Below are 21,049 nucleotides of genomic sequence, written 5' to 3' on the forward strand. Positions count from 1 at the left end.
GCGATCGACATGACATTCCATCGAATGGCGCACGTGATCGGAGTCGGCGACGGACCGGATGCCGCCGGGCACGCCGCACCTTCGATCTCGTTGCAACTGGACCGAACATGACCACCGCTTCTCCATCCCGGCTCGCGGCAATCGGCCGCCCGCGCCGCTTCGGCAACAAGCAGACGCATCCGGTACGCCGCTTCGGCGGCATCGCGATCGCCATTGCGCTGCATCTCGTCCTGATCTGGGCGCTCGTGAACGGTCTCGCGACCCGGGTCGTCCAGATCGTCCAGCAACCGATCGAGGCACGCATCATCGCATCGGTGAAGCCGCCGCCTCCGCCGCCGCCACCGAAGCCGGTCGAAAAGGTCGTGTCGAAGCCGCGGGTGACGGCGCCGCCGCCGCCGTTCGTGCCGCCGCCGGAGGTGCACGTGCAGGCCGCGCCGCCCGCCACCATCACGCATCAGGACGTGCCCGCGCCGAGCGCACCGGTGCACGAGGCGCCGCCCGCGCCGGCGCCCGTGCCGGTTGCCAAGCCGGTGAATCGCGAGATCGGTGTGGTCTGCCCGAATTCGGACGAGGTGCGGTCGTCGATCGTCTACCCGGCGGAGGCGCAGGACAACAACATCACGGGCGACGTGACCGTCGAATTCACCGTCGATCCGGACGGCCGCGTCACGAACCTGCGGGTCGCGCAGCCGGCCGACCCGGTGCTCAATCGTGCGGCGCTCAACGCGGTCAAGCGCTTCAACTGTATCGCCCAGGGGCAATCCGTGCGTGTGCGGGTACCGTTTTCCTTCAACCTGAATTGACGCAGGCCACGGCAAGCCGTTCGACCGGGCCGGTTTTTCGAATCGACACATGACGCATACGGAGTCCTTATGAACAAGCGTTTTCGCGCCGCAGTCGCGGCAAGTCTGATGATATCGGCCGGCATCGGCGGCACGCTGATCGCCCCGCAAGCCGTGCTTGCACAGCAAGCGCCGGCATCCGCGAGCCAGACAACCTCCGGCGTGGCACTGACCTCGGCGGCACCGGCTGCCTCAAGTGCGGCTGATCATGCAGTGCCGCCGCCCGAACCCGCGACGTCGGCCACCGTCGAGAACCCGTACGGCCTGGGCGCGCTGTGGGCGAACGGCGACTTCGTCGCGCGTTTCGTACTGGGGCTGCTCGTGGTGATGTCGCTCGGCAGCTGGTACGTCATGGTCACCAAGTTCATCGAGCAGGCACGCGCGAACGGCCGCGCGAAGTCGGCCGACGAGCAGGTCTGGAATGCGCCGACGCTGGCCGAGGGTGCCGCCCAGCTCGACGATACGTCGCCGTTTCGCTTCATCGCCGAGAATGCGATCGAGGCGGGCGAGCACCACGACACCGCGCTGCTCGATTCGGTCGACCGCAACACCTGGATCGAGCTGAACATCGAGCGCTCGATCACCAGCGTGTCGAACCGCCTGCAGGACGGCCTGGCGTTTCTCGGCACGGTGGGCTCCACCGCGCCGTTCGTCGGGCTGTTCGGCACCGTGTGGGGCATCTATCACGCGCTGACGGCCATCGGCATCGCGGGCCAGGCGTCGATCGACAAGGTTGCCGGCCCGGTGGGCGAGGCGCTGATCATGACCGCGATCGGCCTGGCGGTCGCCGTGCCGGCCGTGCTCGGCTACAACTTCCTCGTGCGTCGCAACAAGTCCGTGATGGAACGCGTGCGCGATTTCGGCGCGCAACTGCACACGGTGTTGCTCGCGGGCGGCAGGCGCGCGGCGGGCCGCATCGCGACGCCGGCGGCACAGTCGCCGCAGGCGCTGGCGGTTCAGTCGTAAGCGGGGCGCGTCATGGCAATCAGTGTCGGCGGTGACGACAACGACGAGGTGATCTCGGCGATCAACACGACGCCGCTCGTGGACGTGATGCTGGTGCTGCTGATCATCTTCCTGATCACGATCCCGGTGGTGACGCACACGATCCAGGTGCAGTTGCCGGCGGAGCGCGTCCAGCCGCTGCAGACCCAGCCGAAAAGCATCGAGATCGCGGTGAACCGGCAGGGCGACCTTTTCTGGGGCACCGAGCATGTGAACCTTCCGACGCTGGTGTCGCGGCTGAAGGAGATTTCGACGCAGGCGCCGCAGCCGGACGTGCACGTGCGCGGCGATCAGGCGACGCCGTATCAGTACATCGGCCGGGTCGTCGCGGCATGCGAGCGGGCCGGGGTCGTCAAGGTCGCCTTCATCACGCAGCCGCCCGCGCGCGGGGGCTAGGGAGTTCGAACGATGGGTATGAACGTAGGCTCCGGAGGGAGCAAGGACGAGCCGGACGTGATGGTGGACATCAACACCACGCCGTTGATCGACGTGATGCTGGTGCTGCTGATCATGTTGATCATCACGATCCCGATCCAGATGCACTCGGTGAAGATGAACCTGCCGGTGGGGACGCCGCCGCCACCGCCGCATCCGCCCCAGGTGGTGCAGATCGACATCGGTGCGGACGGGGCAGTCAACTGGAACGGCGCGGCAGTGAGCGGCGGGGCCGCGCTGGATGCGAAGTTCCACGCGGTGGCGGCCGAGGCCGACCAGGACGAGATCCGGCTGCGCCCGGACAAGTCCGCACCGTACAAGGCGGTGGCCGAAGTGCTGGCCTCGGCCCAGCGCGAAGGCGCGACGAAGATCGGCCTGATCGGCAACGAGCAGTACATGGAGTGAGCGGCTCGAAAGAACGATGGCGTGGATCGAGTCGTATCCCGCCGGGTCGCACGCGATCGCGCGATCCTCTCGGGTGCCGCTGCATGCGCAATCGCCGCACTGTCACGAAACTTCGCGCAACCCCGCGTGAATCGCATTTGCCGGCCGGGTGACGCAAACGTGTTGCCCAGGCCCGGCGCTTCCGCACGAGCAGATCACCTGCCACGCTGCAAACGGATACGCCGGGCGACCGGCCATCCATTCGCATCGAGAAACCGATACTTTCCTCCTAAGCCGGCCACCCCCATCAGCGGAGACGGCTCGAAGCGGAGCGGGGCCGCCGGGCTGCGATCGTTCCGCCATCGCAATGATGTCGACATCGTCACGATACTTTCCGGCCCATCGGTTCGGACATGCAATGCGCAGCTTGTCGAGCGAAATCGATATTTCACAAACGTGCGCATATTCCCTTTAATTATTCAAATCGGGCATCGTCAATATCTGCCGATTTAACCGGCGCCATTTCCATTCGCCACGCAATCGCAACATTTTCTGCGTGATTGCGTAATCGTGCGCAAGGCCGCTAATTGTCGGATGAATTGATAAATGAAAATGCGTATTTGTTATTTAACAAACGATTACACCAGGAGGATGATTCGTCACGCACTGATATCAAAACAAACGAGAAGCGTGACGCGAGAATGAAACGATACTTCGCGGCTCGCTGAAATGAGGGCCTTGAAGTGGTTGATCAGAGAAACGACATCGCGCGCGTGAGGATCCCCCGTTGCCGCTCGCTGGCGCTGGCCGCCTGCTGGATTACCGCCGGCAGCGCCGCGTGGGCACAGGGCACGAAGCCGGAACCGGCGCCTGCCGGCGATACCCGGGACGTCGTCGTCACCGTTCAGGACGTCGTCGTCACGACCGGCACGCGCGAAAGCGCGCGCAAAGTGCGCGATGCCGCCGCCCCGGTGGAAGTGATCAGCGGCGACGCATTGCGGCGCACCGGGCAGGGCAACCTGCGCGACGCACTCGTCCAGCTCTCGCCGTCGATCGCGCGCCAGGCGATGCGCGGCGATGCGGGCAACCTGACCAGCGCGCTGACGCTGCACGGGCTGAGCCCCGATTACGTGCTGGTGCTCGTGAACGGCAAGCGCCGCCATTCGACCGCGAATGTGTCGCTGAACCGCGGGCCGCAGCAAGGATCGACCGGTGTCGACGTCGACCTGATCCCGGTCACGGCGATCGACCATGTCGAGATTCTCCGTGACGGCGCATCTGCGCAATACGGCTCGGATGCGATTGCCGGCGTGATCAACGTCATCCTCAAGTCGAATTACCAGGGTGGCGAGGTGTCGAACACGACCGGCCAGACCTATCAGGGCGACGGCCTCGCGCAGAACAATGCGGCCACCATCGGGCTGAGGCTCGGCGATGCCGGTTATGTCGACCTGAGCGCCGAATACAACCGGCAGAATCACACGGTGCGAACCGGTGCCGATCCGCGAACCGGCCGGAACGACAATCTGATTCTCGGGTCGCCTGCCAGCACGCGGGAATCGGTCGCCTTCAACGCGGGTTACCTGCTCGAAGGCGGCGCGAAGCTGTACGGCTTCGGCACGTATGCGCACCGGAGCGGCGGCAGCTACCAGAATTACCGGTTGCCGTCGGTCCTGCCCGCGCTCTATCCGAACGGCTTCACGCCGCAGGAAACGATCAACGAAAACGACTTTTCGCTGACCGCGGGCGTGAAAGGCGACCGGCTGCTCGGCTGGGCATGGGACATCAGTTCGACCTACGGCCGTGACAACATCGGCATCGGCATGGTCAATTCGGCGAACACGAGCCTGTTCGCCGCGACCGGATCGACGCCGACCGGCTTCCGCCTGTCGACCTTCACGAACACGCAGTGGACCAACAACCTGGACCTGTCGCGTGCATTCCACCTGCCGCTGCTGCCCGCGCCGCTCAACGTGTCGGTCGGCGCCGAGCATCGCCACGAAAGCTACACGGTCGGCGCGGGTGATCCCGCGTCGACCTACGGTGCGGGCAGCCAGGCATTGCCGGGCCTGTCGCCGCTCAGTGCGCTGTCGAAATCGCGCGAGGTGCTCGGCACCTACATCGATCTCGCTACCCGGCTCGCGCCGAACTGGCAGGTGGATCTCGCGGGGCGCTTCGAGCATTACAACGACGTCGGCAGCACGACCAACGGCAAGGTCTCGACGCGCTACGACATCACGCCGCGCATCGCGGTCCGCGGAAGCGTCGGCACCGGCTTTCGCGCGCCGTCGCTCGCGCAGCAGTACTTCACGAACCTGAACATCTCGCCGCTTTCCGCCTACGGGCAACTGGCCCCGAACTCGCAGGCCGCACGCAACCTCGGCGCGACGCCGCTCAAGCCCGAGAAGTCGACCAACTTCGATATCGGGCTCGTGCTCAACCCGCTGCCGAACCTGAACGTGACGATCGACGCGTACCAGATCAACATCCGCGACCGGATCGTGCAGGGCGGCACCTATAGCGGACAGGCCGCGATCGATGCGTTGACGCAGGCCGGCATCACGTTGCCGGCGGGCTTGCCGTCGGTGACGGCGAACTATTTCACGAACGGCGTGAATACGCGCACGCGCGGCCTCGACATCCTGGCCACGTATCACAGCAACTTCGCGAGGTGGGGGAGCGTCGACTGGGATCTCGGCATCAACTTCAACACGACGAGCGTGACGAGCGTGGGCCGCGACACCAACGGCAACACGCTGTTGAACGCGCAGCAGGTCGGCTACATCACGTCGTCGACGCCGAAGAACAAGATCATCGTCGGCGGCACCTGGCACCGTGACAAATGGGCGCTCAGCCTGCATGAAACGCGTTACGGCACGACCTCCGGCGAAGAGAGCTACTGGAGCGGCCCGAATGCATTTTCGACGACGCGCTTCGCGCATTTCACGAACGCGGCGCGATACGTCACCGACGTCGAGCTGCGCTACGCGATGACACGCAAGTTCGAAATTGCGGTGGGCGCGAACAACCTGTTCAACGTGTACCCGAGCAAGCTGCCGTCCGAGAACCAGTTCCTGGGCACGCAGTACGACATCGTGTCGTCGCCGATCGGCATCAACGGCGGCTTCTATTACCTGCGCGCCCGCTACCTGCTCTGATGCGCGTGGCTTCCTTACTTCCTTCACTCCTTCATTCCATCACGCCATGAACCGACCGGCAGAGGTTGACCATGCAGTGATCGACGTCGACGAAACGTCGCTGTGCGCCGATCACATTCTCGATTTGTGCAGAGGCAATGCGCTCGCGATACGCATTCGTGCGTTCACGCCGCCGGCGGTCGTCCGGCGAGCGGAGGAGCAGCTGTTCGCCCATCCCGACCGGGGCGCGCTGGGTCACGCAGCCGAATTTACGCGGCTCGGCATCGCGTACGCGGAGGTGCGATCCGAAGAGGTGCGGCAGGCGTATCACCGGCATGCGCGCGCCAACATCGAGCGCGTTCGGACGTTGTTCGGCGAGCTGGCGTCGCCGGTCGACCGGTTCCGCACGCTGCTCGACGACGCGTGGCCCGAAGGGGCACGGCTGCTGAGCGTGGACGGGAGCAAGTGCTTCGTCGGCGTGTGCCGCTACCTGACGCCCGGCGTGGATCTCGAGCCGCACATCGACAACCTGGAATGGACGCTGCCGGCAGGCACCGGATGGGCGCTGCAGTATCAGCTGTCGGCCAACATCTATCTGCAGGTGCCGCCGCAAGGCGGCGAGCTGGAACTCTGGCGCGTCGCACCCGATGCGCGCGAATACGAAGCGCTCAAGGGCGATCGCCACTACGGGATCGGCCGCGAGCAGGTGGGCGCGCCCGACCTGGTGATCAAGCCGGAGGTGGGCGACCTGATCTTCCTGAATCCGCGTTTCATCCACGCGGTTCGCCCCGTCCGGGGCACCGACCGGGTCACGTTGAGTGCCTTCGTCGGCATCAAATCCGTTACCGAACCCTTAGTTTACTGGAGCTGACCATGTACAAGGTTTCATTGCAGGCACAAGGAAAATTTCAGGCACACGAGTACGTCGGCAAGACGGCACTGCTGCTGATCAGCGTCGGCAAGGAATATCACGAAGGCGAAAAGCTGGCGGCGACCGTCGACAAGATCAACGTGGCGGGGTTCGGGCAATGCGTGATCGGCGTGGCCGATACGCTGCAGCGCCACAACTATGCGACCGGCTCCGCGCGCAGCAACTATCAGAAAAGCCGCGACCGCGGCGACGCGTGGCTGCGGGACCACGAGGGAACCCTCGCGAAACTGTCGATGCGGCGCGAGATCCTGCGATGGGATGACCTGCTGCGCCGCGACGACTATTCGCAGTACTACCATATGATCACGAACGAGTACTACTCGAATCCCGAATACCGTTATGCGATCAACGACACCATCGGCGTGTTCGCGGAGCGGAACGGGCTCGTGCAGGGCACCCGCGAACACGAGGACGCGTTCTATCGCTCGCTCTTCTACATTCTCGAGGAATGCCCGATCATCATGCCGATGTGGGCGCGGGACGGCATCGATTTCATCATCTACCCGAAGCAGATGACCGCCGCGATGAGCAAGACCCGCGAGATTTTCGTGCAGAACGGGAGCGATGCCCGCGCCAACTGGCTGGCGGTCAAGTTCAAGAAAAAGTCGCAGTCGCACGCAGACGAGGAAACCGAGGCACTGGCGCATGACTAATTCATCGAGCAAGGTTCGGAAATACGTCGGGCTGACCGGCATCTGTATCGCGAGCTTCCTGGGATGTATCGATCTCACGGTCGTCAACACGATTCTTCCGGCGATCGGCCGCGACTTTTCGATCCCGATCCAGACGACGCAGTGGATCACGTCCATCTTCATGGTCGCGCTGTCCGCGTTCATGGTGCCGGTTGCGACGCTGGCCGACAACCTGGGCCGCAAGAAGCTGCTGATCGTCGGCCTCGTGATCTTCGGCGCGGCTTCGTTGCTGGCCGGTATCGCGCATCAGTTCTGGCTGCTGGTCGGGTTCCGCTTCCTGCAGGGCATCGGCTGCGCGATCCTGTACACGGTATCGGGCGCGATCGTCAGCTATACGTTCGACGAGAACGAACAGGGCAAGGCGCTGGGGATCCTGTTCGGCGCCAACGGCGTCGGGCTGGCGCTCGGCCCGATCATCGGCGGCCTGTTCGCCGGCGCGCTCGACTGGCACGACGCGTTCCTGATCAACATTCCGTTCATCGCGATCAGCCTGGCGCTCTGCGCCTGGGCGATACCGGAGTTCAAGGTGCAGGCGCGCAAGCGCATCGACGTGACGGGGTGCCTGCTGCTGGTCGTCGGCCTGACCACGCTCGTCAGCTATCTTTCCGTCGACGGCGGCGGGCTCAATCTCTGGTTGTTGCCGGTGTCGCTCGTCGCGCTGGCGCTGTTCGTCTGGCATGAGTTGCGCACGCGCGACCCGATCGTCGAGTTTCATTTCTTCCGCGAACCGAGGTTCCTGTCCGCGCTGCTCGCGACGTTCTTTCTCGCGTTCTTCTACTGCATCGTGCTGCTCACCCTGCCGATCTTCTTTTCGACCCAGCTCCACAAGAGCGACATCACCATCGGGCTGTATCTGCTGCCGGCGACCATCACGTTCTCCATTGCGTCGTCCTGGATCGGCGGCCGCAGCGAACGGCTCGGCCCGTCGCGGGTGATCGTGACCGGCCTGTCGCTGTTCGTCGTCGCGTCGGTTCTGCTGTCGATCGTCGCGGGGCAGCCTGACGCAGCCTGGTTCGTCGTGCCGCTGCTGCTGTTCGGCATCGGCTGGGGCGCGATACTCGGGCCCTCGACGCTGGTGGCGCTGGGTGCGCTGCCGCGTGAAAAGGCGGCCGTGGCGATGGGTACGTCGTGGACCGTGCACAACGTGGGCGGCGCGAGCGGCATTGCGTTCGCCATCTTCCTGATGCGGCAGGTCGGCGATTTCCGGCATGGCTACCAGACGCTGATGCTGGCGCTCGCGGCCATCATCCTCGCCGCCGGCGCGCTGTACCACGTGCTGTCGCGCGAGTCGGTGGCGGTGGCCATCGACTGACCGGCGCCGGAGTCGCATCGCTCAAACGGGTTCCCATCGAAAGCAGGCGGATGTCCGGGCGGTTGCCGGGCATCCGTCGTCTTGCCCGACAGGCGCGCGGCCTGGATCGCGCGGGGCGCGCTCGCGCATGCGCGCTTTCGAGACAACGTCGACCTGACGCCGCGGGCGATTCCCGTGCGGCGTCCACGCGACCCGGTCAGACGTGAAATCGTGCACGGTGCCCGAAACGTGGCAGGTACCTCGTCGAGCCGGAACGATCTAATTTTCGAAAATGAATTCGGATATCTAAATAGATACCGTTTAAAGAATACGCGCGGCCAGGCCGGCGATTGTGGGCGGGAAAAAAGATGAAGCAAAGCGTGGTGAGGGGGATTGCCGCAGCGTGGTTCTGCGCGTCCACGGCGGTACCGGGAGCGTCCGCATGGGCGCAGTCGCAGCCGGCACCCGACGCGCCGGCGTCGGCAGTGGCCGTGCCCGCGGCGCCGGCGTTGCCGGCATCGAGCGCGCACGACGCGCTGACGGTCAAGCGTTTCGAAGTGACGGGGTCGTTGATCCGCAGTGCGGACAAGGTCGGCTTCAACCAAGTCCAGACGATCACGGCGAAGGACATCGTGAACAGCGGCCATACGACGGTCGCGGACTATCTGCGCAGCGTGACGGCCAATTCATCGAGCAGCTGGGGGGACGGCTCGACCGCGACGGCCAACTTCGCGGTCGGCGGATCGGGGATCGCGTTGCGCGGGCTGAGCGAAAAATACACGCTGGTGCTCATCGATGGCCAGCGCGCCGCCCCGTATGCGTACGCGGCCAACGGCACCGATCAGTTCTTCGACCTCAACACGCTGCCGCTCAACATCATCGACCGGATCGAGATCGTCAAGACGGGCGCGGTGTCGCAGTACGGCTCCGATGCCGTCGCCGGTGTCGTGAACATCATCACGAAGAAGAACTATCGGGGCCTGGAGCTGACCGGCAGCTACGGCGGCGCGACGAACGGCGGCGGCGGCGCGGGCACGACCCGGTTCGGCTTGCTGGGCGGCTTCGGCGACATCAACGCGGATCGCTTCAACGTGACGGCGGCGCTCAGCTACTACAAGAACAACGGCGTGCTCGCTTCCGACCGGAACATGACGGAGAACCAGAATTTCTCGAACTATCCCGGCGGCCTGTCCAACCAGTCGACGTCGTACTGGGCGAGGGCGAACGGCAACGTGCCGCTCGACCCCTGTGCGTATGGCGGCAAGGTCGCACCCGGCAACGCGAATTCCCAATCGTTTGGCGCAGGCGGCACGATCTGCCAGCGCAACACGGCAGGCGCGTCGTCGCTCTCGCCGTGGACCGAGCGCCTGAGCGCGAAGCTGCACGGCGAGTTCAGGATCGACGACGCGATGCAGGCGTTCGCCGATCTGTGGGAGAGCAACAACACGACGGTCGCGAACCGGGGCGTCGGCCGCCTGACGACCAGCACGCAGACCTACGATCCGGCGACGGGCAGCGTAGCGCTGGTATCGAACGTCGTGCCGGCAGGTAATCCCTACAACCCGTTCGGCGTGCCGACGCAGTTGCGCTATGCGTTTCCGGCGTCGCAGTCGGTGCATGTCAGTTCGAACTACTGGCGCGCCGCGACGGGCGTGAAGGGAACGTTCGCGGTGCCGTCCGCGGGCGACTGGGACTGGAGCGCGTCGTATGCGCATTCGCAGGACACGGTCTCGCAGAACTATTCGAACCAGATGAGCGCCAGCGCGCTGACGAACATCATCCGGAACGGCACGTTCGATTTCTCCAACCCGTCCGCGACGCCGAACGGACTGAACGGCCTTTACCAGAGCACGTCGAACCAGGCGATCACGAAGCTCGGCGTGCTGGATGCGACGCTGTCGAGCCCGAACCTGTTCAGGCTGCCGACGGGCAACGTAGGCCTCGGGCTCGGCGCGCAGTTCATGCATCAGAGCCAGTACATCGGCACGGGAGCGGGCTGGGCGAGCGGCCAGCTGACGTCGCCGTCGATCCAGTCCGTCGACGGCGAGCGCAATGTCGCGGCCGTCTACTATCAGCTCGACATTCCGCTGCTGAAGACGCTGACGTTCAGCCAGTCGGGCCGCTACGATCACTACAGCGATTTCGGCGGCGCGTTTTCGCCGCGGTTCGCGCTGCGTTTTCAGCCGGTGCGGGAACTCACGTTGTACGGTTCGTACAATCGCGGCTTCCGTGCGCCGACGCTGATCGAGAACACGTCGTCGCGGACGTTCGGCTCGCAAGGCGTGGTGGATGCGCGAGATCCGAACAATCCGGGTTCGTACAACATCGTCGAGGAAATTCGCGCGGGCAATCGCGGCCTGCAGCCCGAGCGCACGAAGAACTATAACGTCGGCTTCCAGTTTTCGCCGACGCGTACCACCGATATCGGTTTCGACTGGTACAAGATTCATATCGACAACGTGATCGGCACGGACGACGTGCAGGTCGTGGTCAATCAGAACGATCCGTCGCAGGTGGTTCGCAATGCCAACGGCAGCATCGCCTATGTCACGCTGCCGTATCGCAATCTGTCGTCGCTGGACACCGACGGCTTCGAGGCCACGTTCCGCCAGACGGTCGCGACGAAAATCGGCACCTTCACGTTGTCCGGCGATTGGGCGTACATGTGGCACTTCAAGATGCCGGTTGGCGGCGTGGAAAGGGATTACGCCGGCAACAACGGCGCACTTCACCAGCCGTTCGGCGGCAGCTCCCCGCGCTGGAAAGGGAACACTGACCTGAGCTGGAACCATCACCAGTGGAACGCGACCCTGAGCTGGCTCTATGTCGGCCCTTACGCGCAGGCCATTCTCGCGCCGGGCACGTACCCGGGCATGGCGGATGGTGTTGCGTCGTACAGCCAGTTCAACCTGATGATCGGCTATACGGGATTCAAGCACTGGACGCTGTACGCGGGGATCGACAACCTCTTCAATCGCAAGCCGCCGTTCGATCCGGTGTGGATGGCGGGGCCGACCGGCTACGATTCGTCGCTCTATACGTACGTCGGGCGATTTGCGCAGGTGGGGGCGACGTACCGGTTCTGAGGGTCGTTGCGTTTGCCTTTGAACGGCAGCGCGCCGACGCTCACGCGCCGCGCGGCGGCTTGCCGCCGCCGGTCATGCTGCCGAGCCGCTTGCGATCAGCCCGGCGGCGCGACGGATGCGCCGCTGATGCCGTGCCGTCGCAGCGCATCCGCGACGAAGCCCGACGCCTTCATCTCCTCGACGAATGCGTTCAGTGCCGCAGCGGCGGCTTCGCCGCGACGCTTCGGCACGCCCATTGCCTGCCGGATCACCATGAACCGCTCGTCGAGCAGGCGCAGGCCGGGCGTTTTCGCCGCATCGGCTTCGAGTTGCTGCTTCACGCCCGCCGCGACTTCCAGCTGCTGGTCGACGAAGGTCTGCACGACGGCTTGCGACGTCGGTGCACGCACGATCTGCGCGGCCTTCAGCTCGCGTGTGAGGAACAGGTCGTACGCGCTGCCCTTGCCGACGGTCACGCGGTTGTGAGGCTGGTCGACGTCCGCGTTCGTGCGGATCGGCGACGCGTCGCGCACGAGATAGAACCCCTCGATCAGCACGTACGGCGCCGTGAACGCGACCGTTTCGCCGCGCAGCGGGTCGACCGCGAAGAAACCGAAATCGGCACGCTCGTCGGTCAGCGCCTGCACCGATTTGGCCGCGGTGTCGAACACCACGAGTTCCAGCTCGGCCGACAGGCGTTCGGCGAACGCGCGCGCGAGGTCGATCGACACGCCGAACGGTTCGCCGGTTTCGGGGTCGCGGTTCGCGAGGATCGGGTTGCCGAGATTGATCGACGCGCGCAGCTTGCCGGTTGGCGTGAACGCGGAGAGGACGGAAGGGGCGAGAGGCATGGGTGGCTCGTTGCGGTCGTAGGGTCAGGGTTCCGGGCGTGTCGATGCGAGTCGAAGCACGACAGCGCGCCGGCATCGAGCTTATCACCCGGCTTTCGTGACGGGGCAGCATCGAGCGATTCAACGGCCTCGCGTGGTCTATCGATCGCGGCCACGACTCCGAGCGGCATCGGCCAGCCCTGCGCAATCGCGGTATCCAGCCAGTGATCGCGAAGCGCCGGGCCGGACACGGCAGCGAACTCGGCAAGTATCGTTGGATGGTCGAACGCACTCATTTCTGGCTCTACAGTTTTCGTCGCCTACGCACTTGCTTCGAGCGACGGGCTGACATTCACGAGGCATTCCTGAAACCCGGTTGCCCGCTTGTCTGTTGGAATATCTTCAGGCGTATCGATCACGTGACGAGCCTCGAACTTGACTTCAAAGTCGGCAACCATGTCGCGAGTACACGATGGGTCGTTATCGAACCGCCCAACATACACCCCTCCCACGATTCCTTCTGTAATTACCCGCATGCGTTCTTTTCGTTTCTCTCCCGATCCACTGTCCGGATACGAAAGATGAGCTTCACGATGTCGCCCGGAACGAGGGACTCGCGTCGCTGACGCTCGGGTAACCAGAAGGTGGCGGGGTGCGCCAAAGCGATCGGCTCGGCATCATCCAGTTCCCACCCGTCCCGATCAATCTCTGCAAGCGACATCGTTTTCTCCGGTTTTTTTCGAGGGCTCTTGGCATGGCCTGCGATTCTTTTCTTCGCAGCGGCTCACAGTTCAGGACAGTGCGGCGTGGCAGGCGCGTTGCGTCCGTACGAGATAGGTGCGCACGACGGCCGGCTCGAGCCCGAGCGAGCGCGCCGCCTGTTCGATGCTGAACCCGCGCACGCGACACAGAAAGTATGCCTCGCGGCAAACGGCCGGAAGGCCATCCAGCGGTTGTGCCAGCTGGGCCAATCGACGACGGCGGTGGGCGTCGGGACGCATCGGCCGGGGCCGGGCAGGACGGGCGATCGAGAACCATTTGCTATTGCTGCCGCAAGTGAGCTATCCGGTTCAGGGAGCCAAACGCAAAGAAGCGCGTCACACGCGTCTTATCCCTTCGTCGGGAAAACGAAAGTCACGATAACGATTCTCAACATTCTTCAAGCCGGCGACGCACCGGCTCCCATGCGTGTGGCGCGTGCCGGAAGCCGTGGCCCTCGCGTGTGCCGTCCCGGACGATCAAACCTAATCGAACGGCCATCTGGATCCGCGCGTGCATGCGATTCAACCCTGCTGGATGAGGCAGGTGAGCCGCACATTGTCCGATCGTAAACCGTCCGTCCTGAAATTCGCGTCCAATGACACCGAGAAGCGCGTGCGGACCGAGGTCGAGGTGATCGTGCATCGATTCACCTGGTTTGACGAACAGTGTTCCGGGGGCACGGCGTTGCATCCCTGTGATGGTCGAAGCACCATGGTGTTTGCAAGCTTGAGAGAAAGAACCGTCGGCGCAAGGAGTCGATGGCTGAATCGAGTCGCGGGCCGGGGGTAGACAACGACTCGCCGAACCTCAGCGATGACCCTTGGCAATAGCTGACGTCACGATACTAAGCGGGGCAAACAGGAAGGAACAAGATCAAATCGGAACCGTGACTTTGTTAGCTGATTTGTGAAATTAACCTTGTCGACGAGATTAATATTATCAACCTGCAAAGCAAAGGGTATCGATAATGAATTGCAATGTGAAAAATCTTCAAATCACAATGGTGCGATCGTTGGCGATTATGACGGTGAAGCGTTAGGGTTATGGCACTGCAATTCCCGGACGTTTGTTTATGCAGCTGTATGTGAGTGCGGTGCGACCAATCGTAGTACGGGCGATCATTACGACGCGCCACATCGAGACACGAAAAATTCACTATCCGGTCGTGAGAATGGAGCGATGATGATGCGCCGCGACTAGACACGCGCGAGCAAGCGTTGTCGCACTTTCGAAGAAAAACTCTAAAACGAACCTGAGAGAACAATGGTACTTAGACCATCCGCGCCGGGGGAGTTTAAATATCGCGAGCTTTATAACGCGATCCATCGGGGCTTATTGCAGAACAACCGGCTGTTGCGACTGGACACGCCGCTCGGCCAAAACGCGCTGATCCCGCTGCGCGCGCGTGGTTCGGCGCGGATTGGCCGCGACTACCATTGGACGATCGATGTCGCGTCCCTGCGCGACGATACGGCGTTGCTCTCGCTGATGCATCAGCCAGTGACGCTTTGGTTGCAACAGCCCGGTGCCCCTTTCGCCGACGCGGTCTATCGGCCGATCCACGGCTTTGTACATAAAGTCGGCTACCTCGGCGGGGACGGTGGGCTGTCGACATACCAGCTCGAGTTTTCCTCGGCGCTGGTATTCCTGGGCGGCACCCGCAACGACGAAGGCTGGACCGAACAAAGTGCGCAGGAAATCGTTTCCGAGATCCTGAATCGCTATCCGCAGCTGCATGGCAACTTCCGCTTCGACCTGAATCGCGAACCGGCAGTGCGCTCGTGGTGCCGCCAGAGTGAGACGGATCTGCACTTTTTCCATCGGCTGCTCGAAGACGAGGGCTGGTATTGCTACTGGGTCCACGATCCGGTCCGTAACGGCGAGACGCCCAAGACCACACTGGTGATCGTCGACCGGGTTGCCGCGCTGCCGGATCCGAAGGCAGCCGATTTTGTTCGCGATGCCGGGGACGGTGAAGTAGTGAGCGGGTTTGCGCATTGGGCGGCCATGCAGACGATGCAGAGCTTGCGAAACGAATCGAGCTCGTTCGACTACAAGCGCCCGACCGCTCGCTTTGAAGTGGCCAGTGCGCTCCAGTCGGTCGGCTACGCGGCCGACGACGGTCGCCATCAGGCGGAGCAACGATCGATACCGGCTGCACCGATGACGGTCTATGAGCCGACCGCTTACGGTTACCCCGATGAGACCAGTGGCGAAGCGCGTGCACGCAGGCGTGTACAGGGCTGGGATGCGCGAGCGCGCCGATACTTCGGGGTTGGAGGGTTGCGTTGGCTCGATGCGGGATCGCGCTTCGTCCTGAACGACCATCCACGCCATCCGGAACACGACAGCGATGCCCGGACCTTCCTGGTGGTCGAAGCGCGCTGGTTCATCGAGAACAATGTGCCGATCGGCCAGCCGTTGGCGGAATTTCCGCTGAGTCTGCGCGCGACACTGGATGAACAACAGGCAGCCCACGGCGCACGCTTCTCGACTCCGGGTCATGGCGAGGACGGAACAACCGGCTTTTACGTGATTGAGGTCGAAGCGCAGGACGTGCGCCTGGAGTATCGCAGCCCCTTCGAGCATCCGAAGCCCGCGATGCCGATCGAGCATGCGCTGGTGGTCACGCAGGAAGGATTCGAAGCGTGGTCGAACGAACGCAATCAGGTCCGTGTCCATTTCGCCTGGGACAGGAAGAATCCGCCGGGTGCGTTCAATGCCTCGCCCCTGCTTTCGTCGATGCAGGCGGATACCGGGAACGGCTACGGTGGGGTGCATGTTCCCCGCGCCGGCGAATGGGTGCTCGTCGGCTACTGGGGAAACGACTGTGACAAACCCTTCATCTTGGGCCGCGCCAGCGGTGGCACGACACCCGCGCCCTGGCATACCAATGTGCTGCTGTCGGGGTTTCAGTCGCAGGGCTTCGGCAAAACCGGAGCGTATAACGCATTCATCCACGACGACGCCACGAACCAGGGCGGCACGCGACTGATCAGCTACACGGGGCAGAGCTATGCAGCGCTGACCCAGGGTTACCTGATCCAGCAGGACGGCAATACGCGTGGCCGCTATCTGGGGCAAGGGTTCGTGCTGCACGCCGACGAATACGGCGCGGTTCGTGCGAGCAAGGGACTGTCGATCAGCACGCATCGGAAAGCCTACGACGACGAACAGATGAGTGTCGGAGAAGCCCGTACGCAATTGCAGAAAGCCGGGATGCTGGCGGAATCGCTGTCGAGCGCCAGCACGACAGCACAAGCCGAATCGTTGCAAGCCGGTCAGGACGCGCTCAACGCGCTGGCCAAGGATGCGGAGCACGCGGTGTCGGGCCGAAATTCGGGCGGGGTCACTGCCGGCGGCGGTACCGGCAACGCCAACGGATTCGCGAAACCGGTGATCGTCATCGCGACTCCCGCGGACTTTGCCGCTATCGCCGATCATTCGGCCCACGTGGTGGCCGACAAGGAAGTCAACGTGATCAGTGGCGAGAACACGCATTTGGGAAGCGGGAAGTCACTGATCGTTGCGGCCGCAGAAAAGATCAGCCTGTTCGTTCACAAGGCCGGCATGAAGCTGTTTGCTGCGAAAGGGAAGGTCGAGATCTCGGCCCACACCGACGACGTGCGCGTGAACGCCGGGAAAGAAGTGAACGTGAAAGCCAAGCGCATCGTGCTCGATGCCGACGAGATCTGGATCAAGGCCGGCGGATCGTACACGCAGTGGTCGGCGTCCGGGATCGAGGACGGCACGCAAGCCGGCCGCACGATCAAGTCGGCGTCCTTCAGTCGGCAGGGGCCGAGCTCGGTGGCCCAGCGAATGAACAGTATGCCAACGGCCAGGTTCAACGACCCGTACGTACTGCGTGATCGCATCACCGGCGAGGTGCTGAAAAACCATCCGTACGAGCTGATTCGTGGCGACGGGACAAAGTTGTCCGGGACGACGGACGAGCTGGGGCAGATCACCGAGCAGAGGAGCGAGGATATCGAGAAGCTGGCGGTACGCGCATTACGGCGCCGGCCGATCGGTGCTGCTGAGTGAATTCGACAACCGACACGCGAAATAGAACAACGACGATGACTGACAACACGAACGATTCCGCCGGCGGTTCGCCGTTCAGCGATAGTGCAGAACAGGATGTCGTGCGGGTGACCAGCCGCACCGACAAGGACGGCGCGTCGGTCGGGCACTTCACGTTGACGCCGGCGAGCGATACGCGGCAAAAGGAGTTGCTGTGCGACGTCCGTCCGATCATGCCGGTGATCTTCCTGCCGGGCGTGATGGGCTCCCCATTGGTCAACAAGGAGACCGGGGACCCAATCTTTTTCCCACCGAACACGGACGGCATGTTGGGTGACTTTGGGGCGCTGCCGGCGCTGCTCGGCATGTGGTTCAAGGGCGCATCCACGCGAGAGACGCGATACGACCCGACCAAGGCAGTCGTGACACCGCTCGGACCTGTTCGTGCGGGCAAGGTCCAGAAGGACGATAGCGAAGACCAGTATGTCGACGAAGCCGAGGCACTCCGACGTGGCTGGGGTTCGGTCTACCGGTCGAGCTACCAGCCGATGCTGGCTTGGCTCGAGGAGCAGCTCAACGAGCCCCGATGCATGGGGAAGAACAAAGGCGCGTGGATCGAGACCGATCCTGACGGCAAGGACTGGACGCTCAAGCCCTTGTTGGGCACCGAGCCCGCCGACTATGGTGCGACGGGCGTGGGTGAGCAAGGCCGGGGGCAGGCGATCACCGAAGACTCGGAAGTCTTCAAACGATTCCTGAAGTACCGCTACCGGGTGTATGCGATCGGCTACAACTGGCTGCAGTCGAATGAACAGTCGGCGAAGGACGTGATCGAGGGATTGACCTTCACGGACAAGAAGAGCGGCAAGAAAGCGCGGCTGATGGGGATCAACGAGATCATCGCCGAGAACGACAGCGGCAAGGCGATCATTCTCACCCACTCGATGGGCGGCCTGGTTGCCCGTATGGCGGTTGCGATGCACGGTGCAGAGGGTTTGATGCACGGCGTATTCCACAACGTGCTGCCGGCGACCGGCGCACCGATTGCGGCAAAACGATTTCGCACGGGTGGCGGCAATGAGGGGTTGCTGAACGGGTTCATCAACGGCGCGCTGCTCGGCAGCAACGCGGACGAATTTGTTGCAGTGGCGGCGAACGCGCCTGGCCCGCTGGAACTGCTGCCGATGCCGGACTACCACAACGGAAAGGCGTGGTGGATATTCTCGCAGCTGAACGGTACCCCGGTAATGACGTTGCCCAAGAATGGTGACGCCTATAACGACATCTTTACAAATCCAAACTGGTACGGGTTGGTTCCAAGGCAGTCTACTGGGCTACTTGATCCAGCAGGCATCGTAAAAGAGCGGCTTGGCGCAGACGCCAAAGATAACGACGTCTTCGAAAATTTTGCGGCGACAATGTTTTCCGTTGTGAACAATCAGCTAGAAATCAAGGATTCGTATCACCGAAAGACGTATCTCTCATATGGGGACGGCGCCCTGGTAGCAAAGGGGGCGGTGGACTCGAGCGAGGACGGCCATAAAAGCAAGACGGAGAAAAGCAAAAAACTAGATGACTTGCTGGCGTGGGGTACTGTGATCTGGAAGGGTAATGTGCCGCCGGGTGTGACAGAAGAGGAGTTGAAATCCGCCCGATTTTTGAGCGACTCGCACCGAGGGACGGTACGCGTGCATCTGGATACTCGCAACGTTACCATCGAGTTTGAGGTACAGAAAAAACCTGTATTGCCGGACGGAAGCAAAGTCCCGGATCCGGAAAAGAACGGTATCGTGCCGGGAGACGGAACTGTGCCGGTTTGGTCTGCCGAATCGCCTGCACGTAGTGCAAGTGGCGGAGCGGCTAAGGGTGTACAAATGATATTCGATCAAGGGGGCTATGTGCACCAGGAAAGCTACAACCATCCGTGGGCACGTTGGGCGTTACTTTATAGTATTGTCCAGATTGCGCAGGACGCACCGGAGCCGAAGAATTGAACCGAATTCGCCATCTTGTACTTCTGGTAGCAGGCCTCTCGGCCTGCTCATTGACCTTTGCGAATGAACTCATCATGACGAATCCATTATTGTCCAAGTCGCGACCCTGGTGCATCGGGCGCTTCGTGTTCGACCGACCAATTTCCAGTGAGTTGACAAATCAAGAGTACAAATTTCGCGGAGAAAAACTGGAGACACAACACAACGCGTCGATGATCAGTTATCAAGCCAAGATCGATGCGTTGGAAAAAGAGTATCGAACGAAAAAGAGATTCGATCCGTCAGATCCGAATAACAAGATGGGGCATGCTTGGCTCGAAAAAGCGTTCTCTCCAAAAAAAGATTCGATGGTTTTCGTCTACCAAAAGGGCGTGGCAAAGGTAGCAAAATTACCGTTCGATACGGAAGGATACATCTACGAGAATTCGACGTTATTTCATACGGTAGGTCGAATTGGTTCAGCTGCGATTGGACGTGCCGAAGATATTTATAATGACACGTATCGGCGAATCAAAGCGCGGGAAAACTGGACGGTTCCGACCGAATCGGGATTTTGCTTTGACGGAGGACTGGTCACGGGGGCATCGACCTATAGCGAAGAAGTAACACAATCGCTTGCCTTGCTGCCTGGAAGGCCTGCGCTACTTGTCATCGAAATGCGAGATTCTGTCAGTTCGGATCAGGGGCGCCCGCTAACCAAGACGCTTCCGGACCTACGCGCGAAGATGGACCAGATATCGAGCGGGAGCTACCGGATCTTGCGACAAGGAAAGCGCACAGTGGCCGGTATGGACGCCGAGGAAGTGCTGTTCGCGTTGAAGGAAGGCGAAGTTACATCTTATCGGTTCTACCTGCTTGCGCCGGGCGATCCGAGCACCTTGGCGAAGCCGCATACGGCCATTCAACTGCTGCTCGGCGCGAGCAGCCCGAACTTGTCGCCTGAAGAGGCGACCTCGCCGGTCGACGAGGCAGGCGCGCTGCAAACCTGGGAGACGTTGTTGAACAGTCTGCGCCTGCGGCCGGGCGCGGTCTAAACGGGGCCGCCATGCGACGCTTCGACATCGTGAAAGGCGACACGACGACGGTGGGCGGCATCGTCCAGGGCGGGGACCATACGGATCTGATCGGCGGCCGAGAACAAGCCTACGAGCACGATCCGGTCTGGTGTCCCGTCTGCAAGACGGTCGGAAAGATTTCAACCGATGGACCGCGGATTTCCACGACGGGACCGGATGGTCGGCAGGCAGCGTTAAGTGACGATCTATGCGTGTGCGCATGCCCGACACCGCCGAAACTCGTGGCGTCGCAATCGACGTCGTACATCGACGTGTAGAACAGGGAAACGGGATCTCGACGGGGTACGCTGGCCAGCTCGGACAATCTCTCAGACTTGCGAATCGCGCTCCGGCCACCAGGGCTGCGGTTGTCCACGATCGACCAGAAGCGCGTCGAGATCCTTGCCTTCGATCCACTTCGGCTTGGGGCCGTAGCCGGACCACGATTTGCCCGACTTCGGGTCGCAATACTTTGCCGGCGTCCTGTGCGTTTTCTTCCGGCTGCCGATGCAGCCCAACGCGCTGAGGATTTCTTGCTGCGTAGTTCCCCGTTGCTTTACCTGTTCCTGGAGGATCGAAAGCACGCGTTTCTTTTCCGAACGC

At 62.6% G+C, this 21,049-nt stretch carries 17 protein-coding genes and 1 pseudogene; 14 read left to right on the top strand and 4 right to left on the bottom strand.

The genetic code is table 11. The annotated features are described in order from the left end of the window. Nucleotides 1–107: 107 nt before the first annotated feature. From L810_RS01440 to L810_RS01480, 9 genes are all read left to right on the top strand, one after another. Entirely contained in the window at nt 108–803 is a 696-nt protein-coding gene (locus L810_RS01440; RefSeq protein ID WP_021156564.1) for an energy transducer TonB, read from the top strand. A gap of 69 nt (nt 804–872) precedes the next feature. After that, a complete protein-coding gene (locus tag L810_RS01445) occupies nt 873–1,808 on the top strand; it encodes a MotA/TolQ/ExbB proton channel family protein (protein ID WP_021156565.1) in 936 nt (311 codons plus the stop codon). A gap of 12 nt (nt 1,809–1,820) precedes the next feature. Beyond that, nucleotides 1,821–2,243 carry an ExbD/TolR family protein gene (locus L810_RS01450; RefSeq protein ID WP_021156566.1) on the top strand — a complete coding sequence of 141 codons (423 nt, stop codon included), beginning with the start codon at nt 1,821–1,823 and terminating at the stop codon, nt 2,241–2,243. Between the two features lie 12 nt (nt 2,244–2,255). Then, the gene (locus L810_RS01455; protein WP_042972778.1) at nt 2,256–2,687 is read left to right on the top strand and encodes an ExbD/TolR family protein; all 432 of its coding nucleotides are present in this window, start codon (nt 2,256–2,258) and stop codon (nt 2,685–2,687) included. A gap of 752 nt (nt 2,688–3,439) precedes the next feature. Beyond that, on the top strand, nt 3,440–5,824 hold the full coding sequence (locus tag L810_RS01460; protein ID WP_226193276.1) for a TonB-dependent receptor plug domain-containing protein: 2,385 nt from the start codon (nt 3,440–3,442) through the stop codon (nt 5,822–5,824). A gap of 46 nt (nt 5,825–5,870) precedes the next feature. After that, the gene (locus L810_RS01465; RefSeq protein WP_051392124.1) at nt 5,871–6,674 is read left to right on the top strand and encodes a 2OG-Fe(II)-dependent halogenase WelO5 family protein; all 804 of its coding nucleotides are present in this window, start codon (nt 5,871–5,873) and stop codon (nt 6,672–6,674) included. 2 nt (nt 6,675–6,676) lie between these two features. Next, nucleotides 6,677–7,387, top strand: a complete 711-nt coding sequence (locus L810_RS01470) for a hypothetical protein (protein WP_021156571.1) — start codon at nt 6,677–6,679, stop codon at nt 7,385–7,387. After that, the gene (locus L810_RS01475; protein ID WP_021156572.1) at nt 7,380–8,738 is read left to right on the top strand and encodes an MFS transporter; all 1,359 of its coding nucleotides are present in this window, start codon (nt 7,380–7,382) and stop codon (nt 8,736–8,738) included. Before L810_RS01470 ends, L810_RS01475 begins: the two co-directional genes overlap by 8 nt. A 347-nt stretch (nt 8,739–9,085) precedes the next feature. Beyond that, nucleotides 9,086–11,803 carry a TonB-dependent receptor gene (locus L810_RS01480; protein WP_021156573.1) on the top strand — a complete coding sequence of 906 codons (2,718 nt, stop codon included), beginning with the start codon at nt 9,086–9,088 and terminating at the stop codon, nt 11,801–11,803. 95 nt (nt 11,804–11,898) lie between these two features. Here the strand turns inward: L810_RS01480 and L810_RS01485 are convergent, their stop codons facing one another. Then, nucleotides 11,899–12,633, bottom strand: a complete 735-nt coding sequence (locus tag L810_RS01485) for an ABC transporter substrate-binding protein (RefSeq protein WP_021156574.1) — start codon at nt 12,631–12,633, stop codon at nt 11,899–11,901. Between the two features lie 118 nt (nt 12,634–12,751). On the opposite strand from L810_RS01485, the pseudogene L810_RS44495 reads away from it, so the two are divergent. Continuing rightward, nucleotides 12,752–13,028: pseudogene (locus tag L810_RS44495) on the top strand (IS5/IS1182 family transposase); the annotation flags it as partial. A gap of 110 nt (nt 13,029–13,138) precedes the next feature. Here L810_RS44495 and L810_RS48325 read toward each other — a convergent pair. Together L810_RS48325 and L810_RS49700 are read right to left on the bottom strand one after the other, a co-directional pair. Then, nucleotides 13,139–13,333, bottom strand: coding sequence for a hypothetical protein (locus L810_RS48325; protein ID WP_051392125.1), 195 nt, complete (start codon nt 13,331–13,333; stop codon nt 13,139–13,141). Between the two features lie 70 nt (nt 13,334–13,403). Then, nucleotides 13,404–13,613, bottom strand: a complete 210-nt coding sequence (locus L810_RS49700; RefSeq protein ID WP_081712780.1) for a sigma factor-like helix-turn-helix DNA-binding protein — start codon at nt 13,611–13,613, stop codon at nt 13,404–13,406. 1,024 nt (nt 13,614–14,637) lie between these two features. Here L810_RS49700 and L810_RS01495 point away from each other — a divergent pair. Genes L810_RS01495 through L810_RS44515 form a run of 4 tightly spaced genes read left to right on the top strand, consistent with a single transcriptional unit; the run spans nt 14,638 to nt 20,724 of the window. Next, nucleotides 14,638–17,418: a type VI secretion system Vgr family protein gene (locus tag L810_RS01495; protein ID WP_042972780.1), complete on the top strand. Its 2,781-nt coding sequence runs from the start codon at nt 14,638–14,640 to the stop codon at nt 17,416–17,418. A 35-nt stretch (nt 17,419–17,453) separates the two neighbouring features. Next, a complete protein-coding gene (locus tag L810_RS01500) occupies nt 17,454–19,391 on the top strand; it encodes an esterase/lipase family protein (RefSeq protein WP_042972782.1) in 1,938 nt (645 codons plus the stop codon). After that, nucleotides 19,388–20,425 (top strand): T6SS immunity protein Tli4 family protein, encoded by a 1,038-nt coding sequence (locus L810_RS48040; protein ID WP_306415619.1) that lies wholly within the window; start codon nt 19,388–19,390, stop codon nt 20,423–20,425. Before L810_RS01500 ends, L810_RS48040 begins: the two co-directional genes overlap by 4 nt. Before the next feature lie 11 nt (nt 20,426–20,436). Continuing rightward, entirely contained in the window at nt 20,437–20,724 is a 288-nt protein-coding gene (locus tag L810_RS44515; RefSeq protein ID WP_021156580.1) for a PAAR domain-containing protein, read from the top strand. 51 nt (nt 20,725–20,775) lie between these two features. On the opposite strand, the gene L810_RS01510 is transcribed toward L810_RS44515, so the two are convergent. Then, complete coding sequence (locus tag L810_RS01510) at nt 20,776–21,030, bottom strand: H-NS histone family protein (protein ID WP_257008768.1); 255 nt, start codon at nt 21,028–21,030, stop codon at nt 20,776–20,778. Nucleotides 21,031–21,049: the final 19 nt, after the last annotated feature.

Origin of the sequence: Burkholderia sp. AU4i (assembly GCF_000466765.1) — a bacterium.
GTDB classification, from domain to species: Bacteria; Pseudomonadota; Gammaproteobacteria; order Burkholderiales; family Burkholderiaceae; genus Burkholderia; species Burkholderia cepacia.

What these genes read in the sequence shown, in the direction of transcription:
- L810_RS01485 (WP_021156574.1), bottom strand. Translation starts at nt 12,633, where the DNA reads ATGCCTCTCGCCCCTTCCGTCCTCTCCGCGTTCACGCCAACCGGCAAG.
- L810_RS01440 (WP_021156564.1), top strand. Translation starts at nt 108, where the DNA reads ATGACCACCGCTTCTCCATCCCGGCTCGCGGCAATCGGCCGCCCGCGC.
- L810_RS01455 (WP_042972778.1), top strand. Translation starts at nt 2,256, where the DNA reads ATGGGTATGAACGTAGGCTCCGGAGGGAGCAAGGACGAGCCGGACGTG.
- L810_RS01495 (WP_042972780.1), top strand. Translation starts at nt 14,638, where the DNA reads ATGGTACTTAGACCATCCGCGCCGGGGGAGTTTAAATATCGCGAGCTT.
- L810_RS01450 (WP_021156566.1), top strand. Translation starts at nt 1,821, where the DNA reads ATGGCAATCAGTGTCGGCGGTGACGACAACGACGAGGTGATCTCGGCG.
- L810_RS49700 (WP_081712780.1), bottom strand. Translation starts at nt 13,613, where the DNA reads ATGCGTCCCGACGCCCACCGCCGTCGTCGATTGGCCCAGCTGGCACAA.
- L810_RS48325 (WP_051392125.1), bottom strand. Translation starts at nt 13,333, where the DNA reads ATGTCGCTTGCAGAGATTGATCGGGACGGGTGGGAACTGGATGATGCC.
- L810_RS01480 (WP_021156573.1), top strand. Translation starts at nt 9,086, where the DNA reads ATGAAGCAAAGCGTGGTGAGGGGGATTGCCGCAGCGTGGTTCTGCGCG.
- L810_RS01465 (WP_051392124.1), top strand. Translation starts at nt 5,871, where the DNA reads ATGAACCGACCGGCAGAGGTTGACCATGCAGTGATCGACGTCGACGAA.
- L810_RS44515 (WP_021156580.1), top strand. Translation starts at nt 20,437, where the DNA reads ATGCGACGCTTCGACATCGTGAAAGGCGACACGACGACGGTGGGCGGC.
- L810_RS01475 (WP_021156572.1), top strand. Translation starts at nt 7,380, where the DNA reads ATGACTAATTCATCGAGCAAGGTTCGGAAATACGTCGGGCTGACCGGC.
- L810_RS01500 (WP_042972782.1), top strand. Translation starts at nt 17,454, where the DNA reads ATGACTGACAACACGAACGATTCCGCCGGCGGTTCGCCGTTCAGCGAT.
- L810_RS01445 (WP_021156565.1), top strand. Translation starts at nt 873, where the DNA reads ATGAACAAGCGTTTTCGCGCCGCAGTCGCGGCAAGTCTGATGATATCG.
- L810_RS01470 (WP_021156571.1), top strand. Translation starts at nt 6,677, where the DNA reads ATGTACAAGGTTTCATTGCAGGCACAAGGAAAATTTCAGGCACACGAG.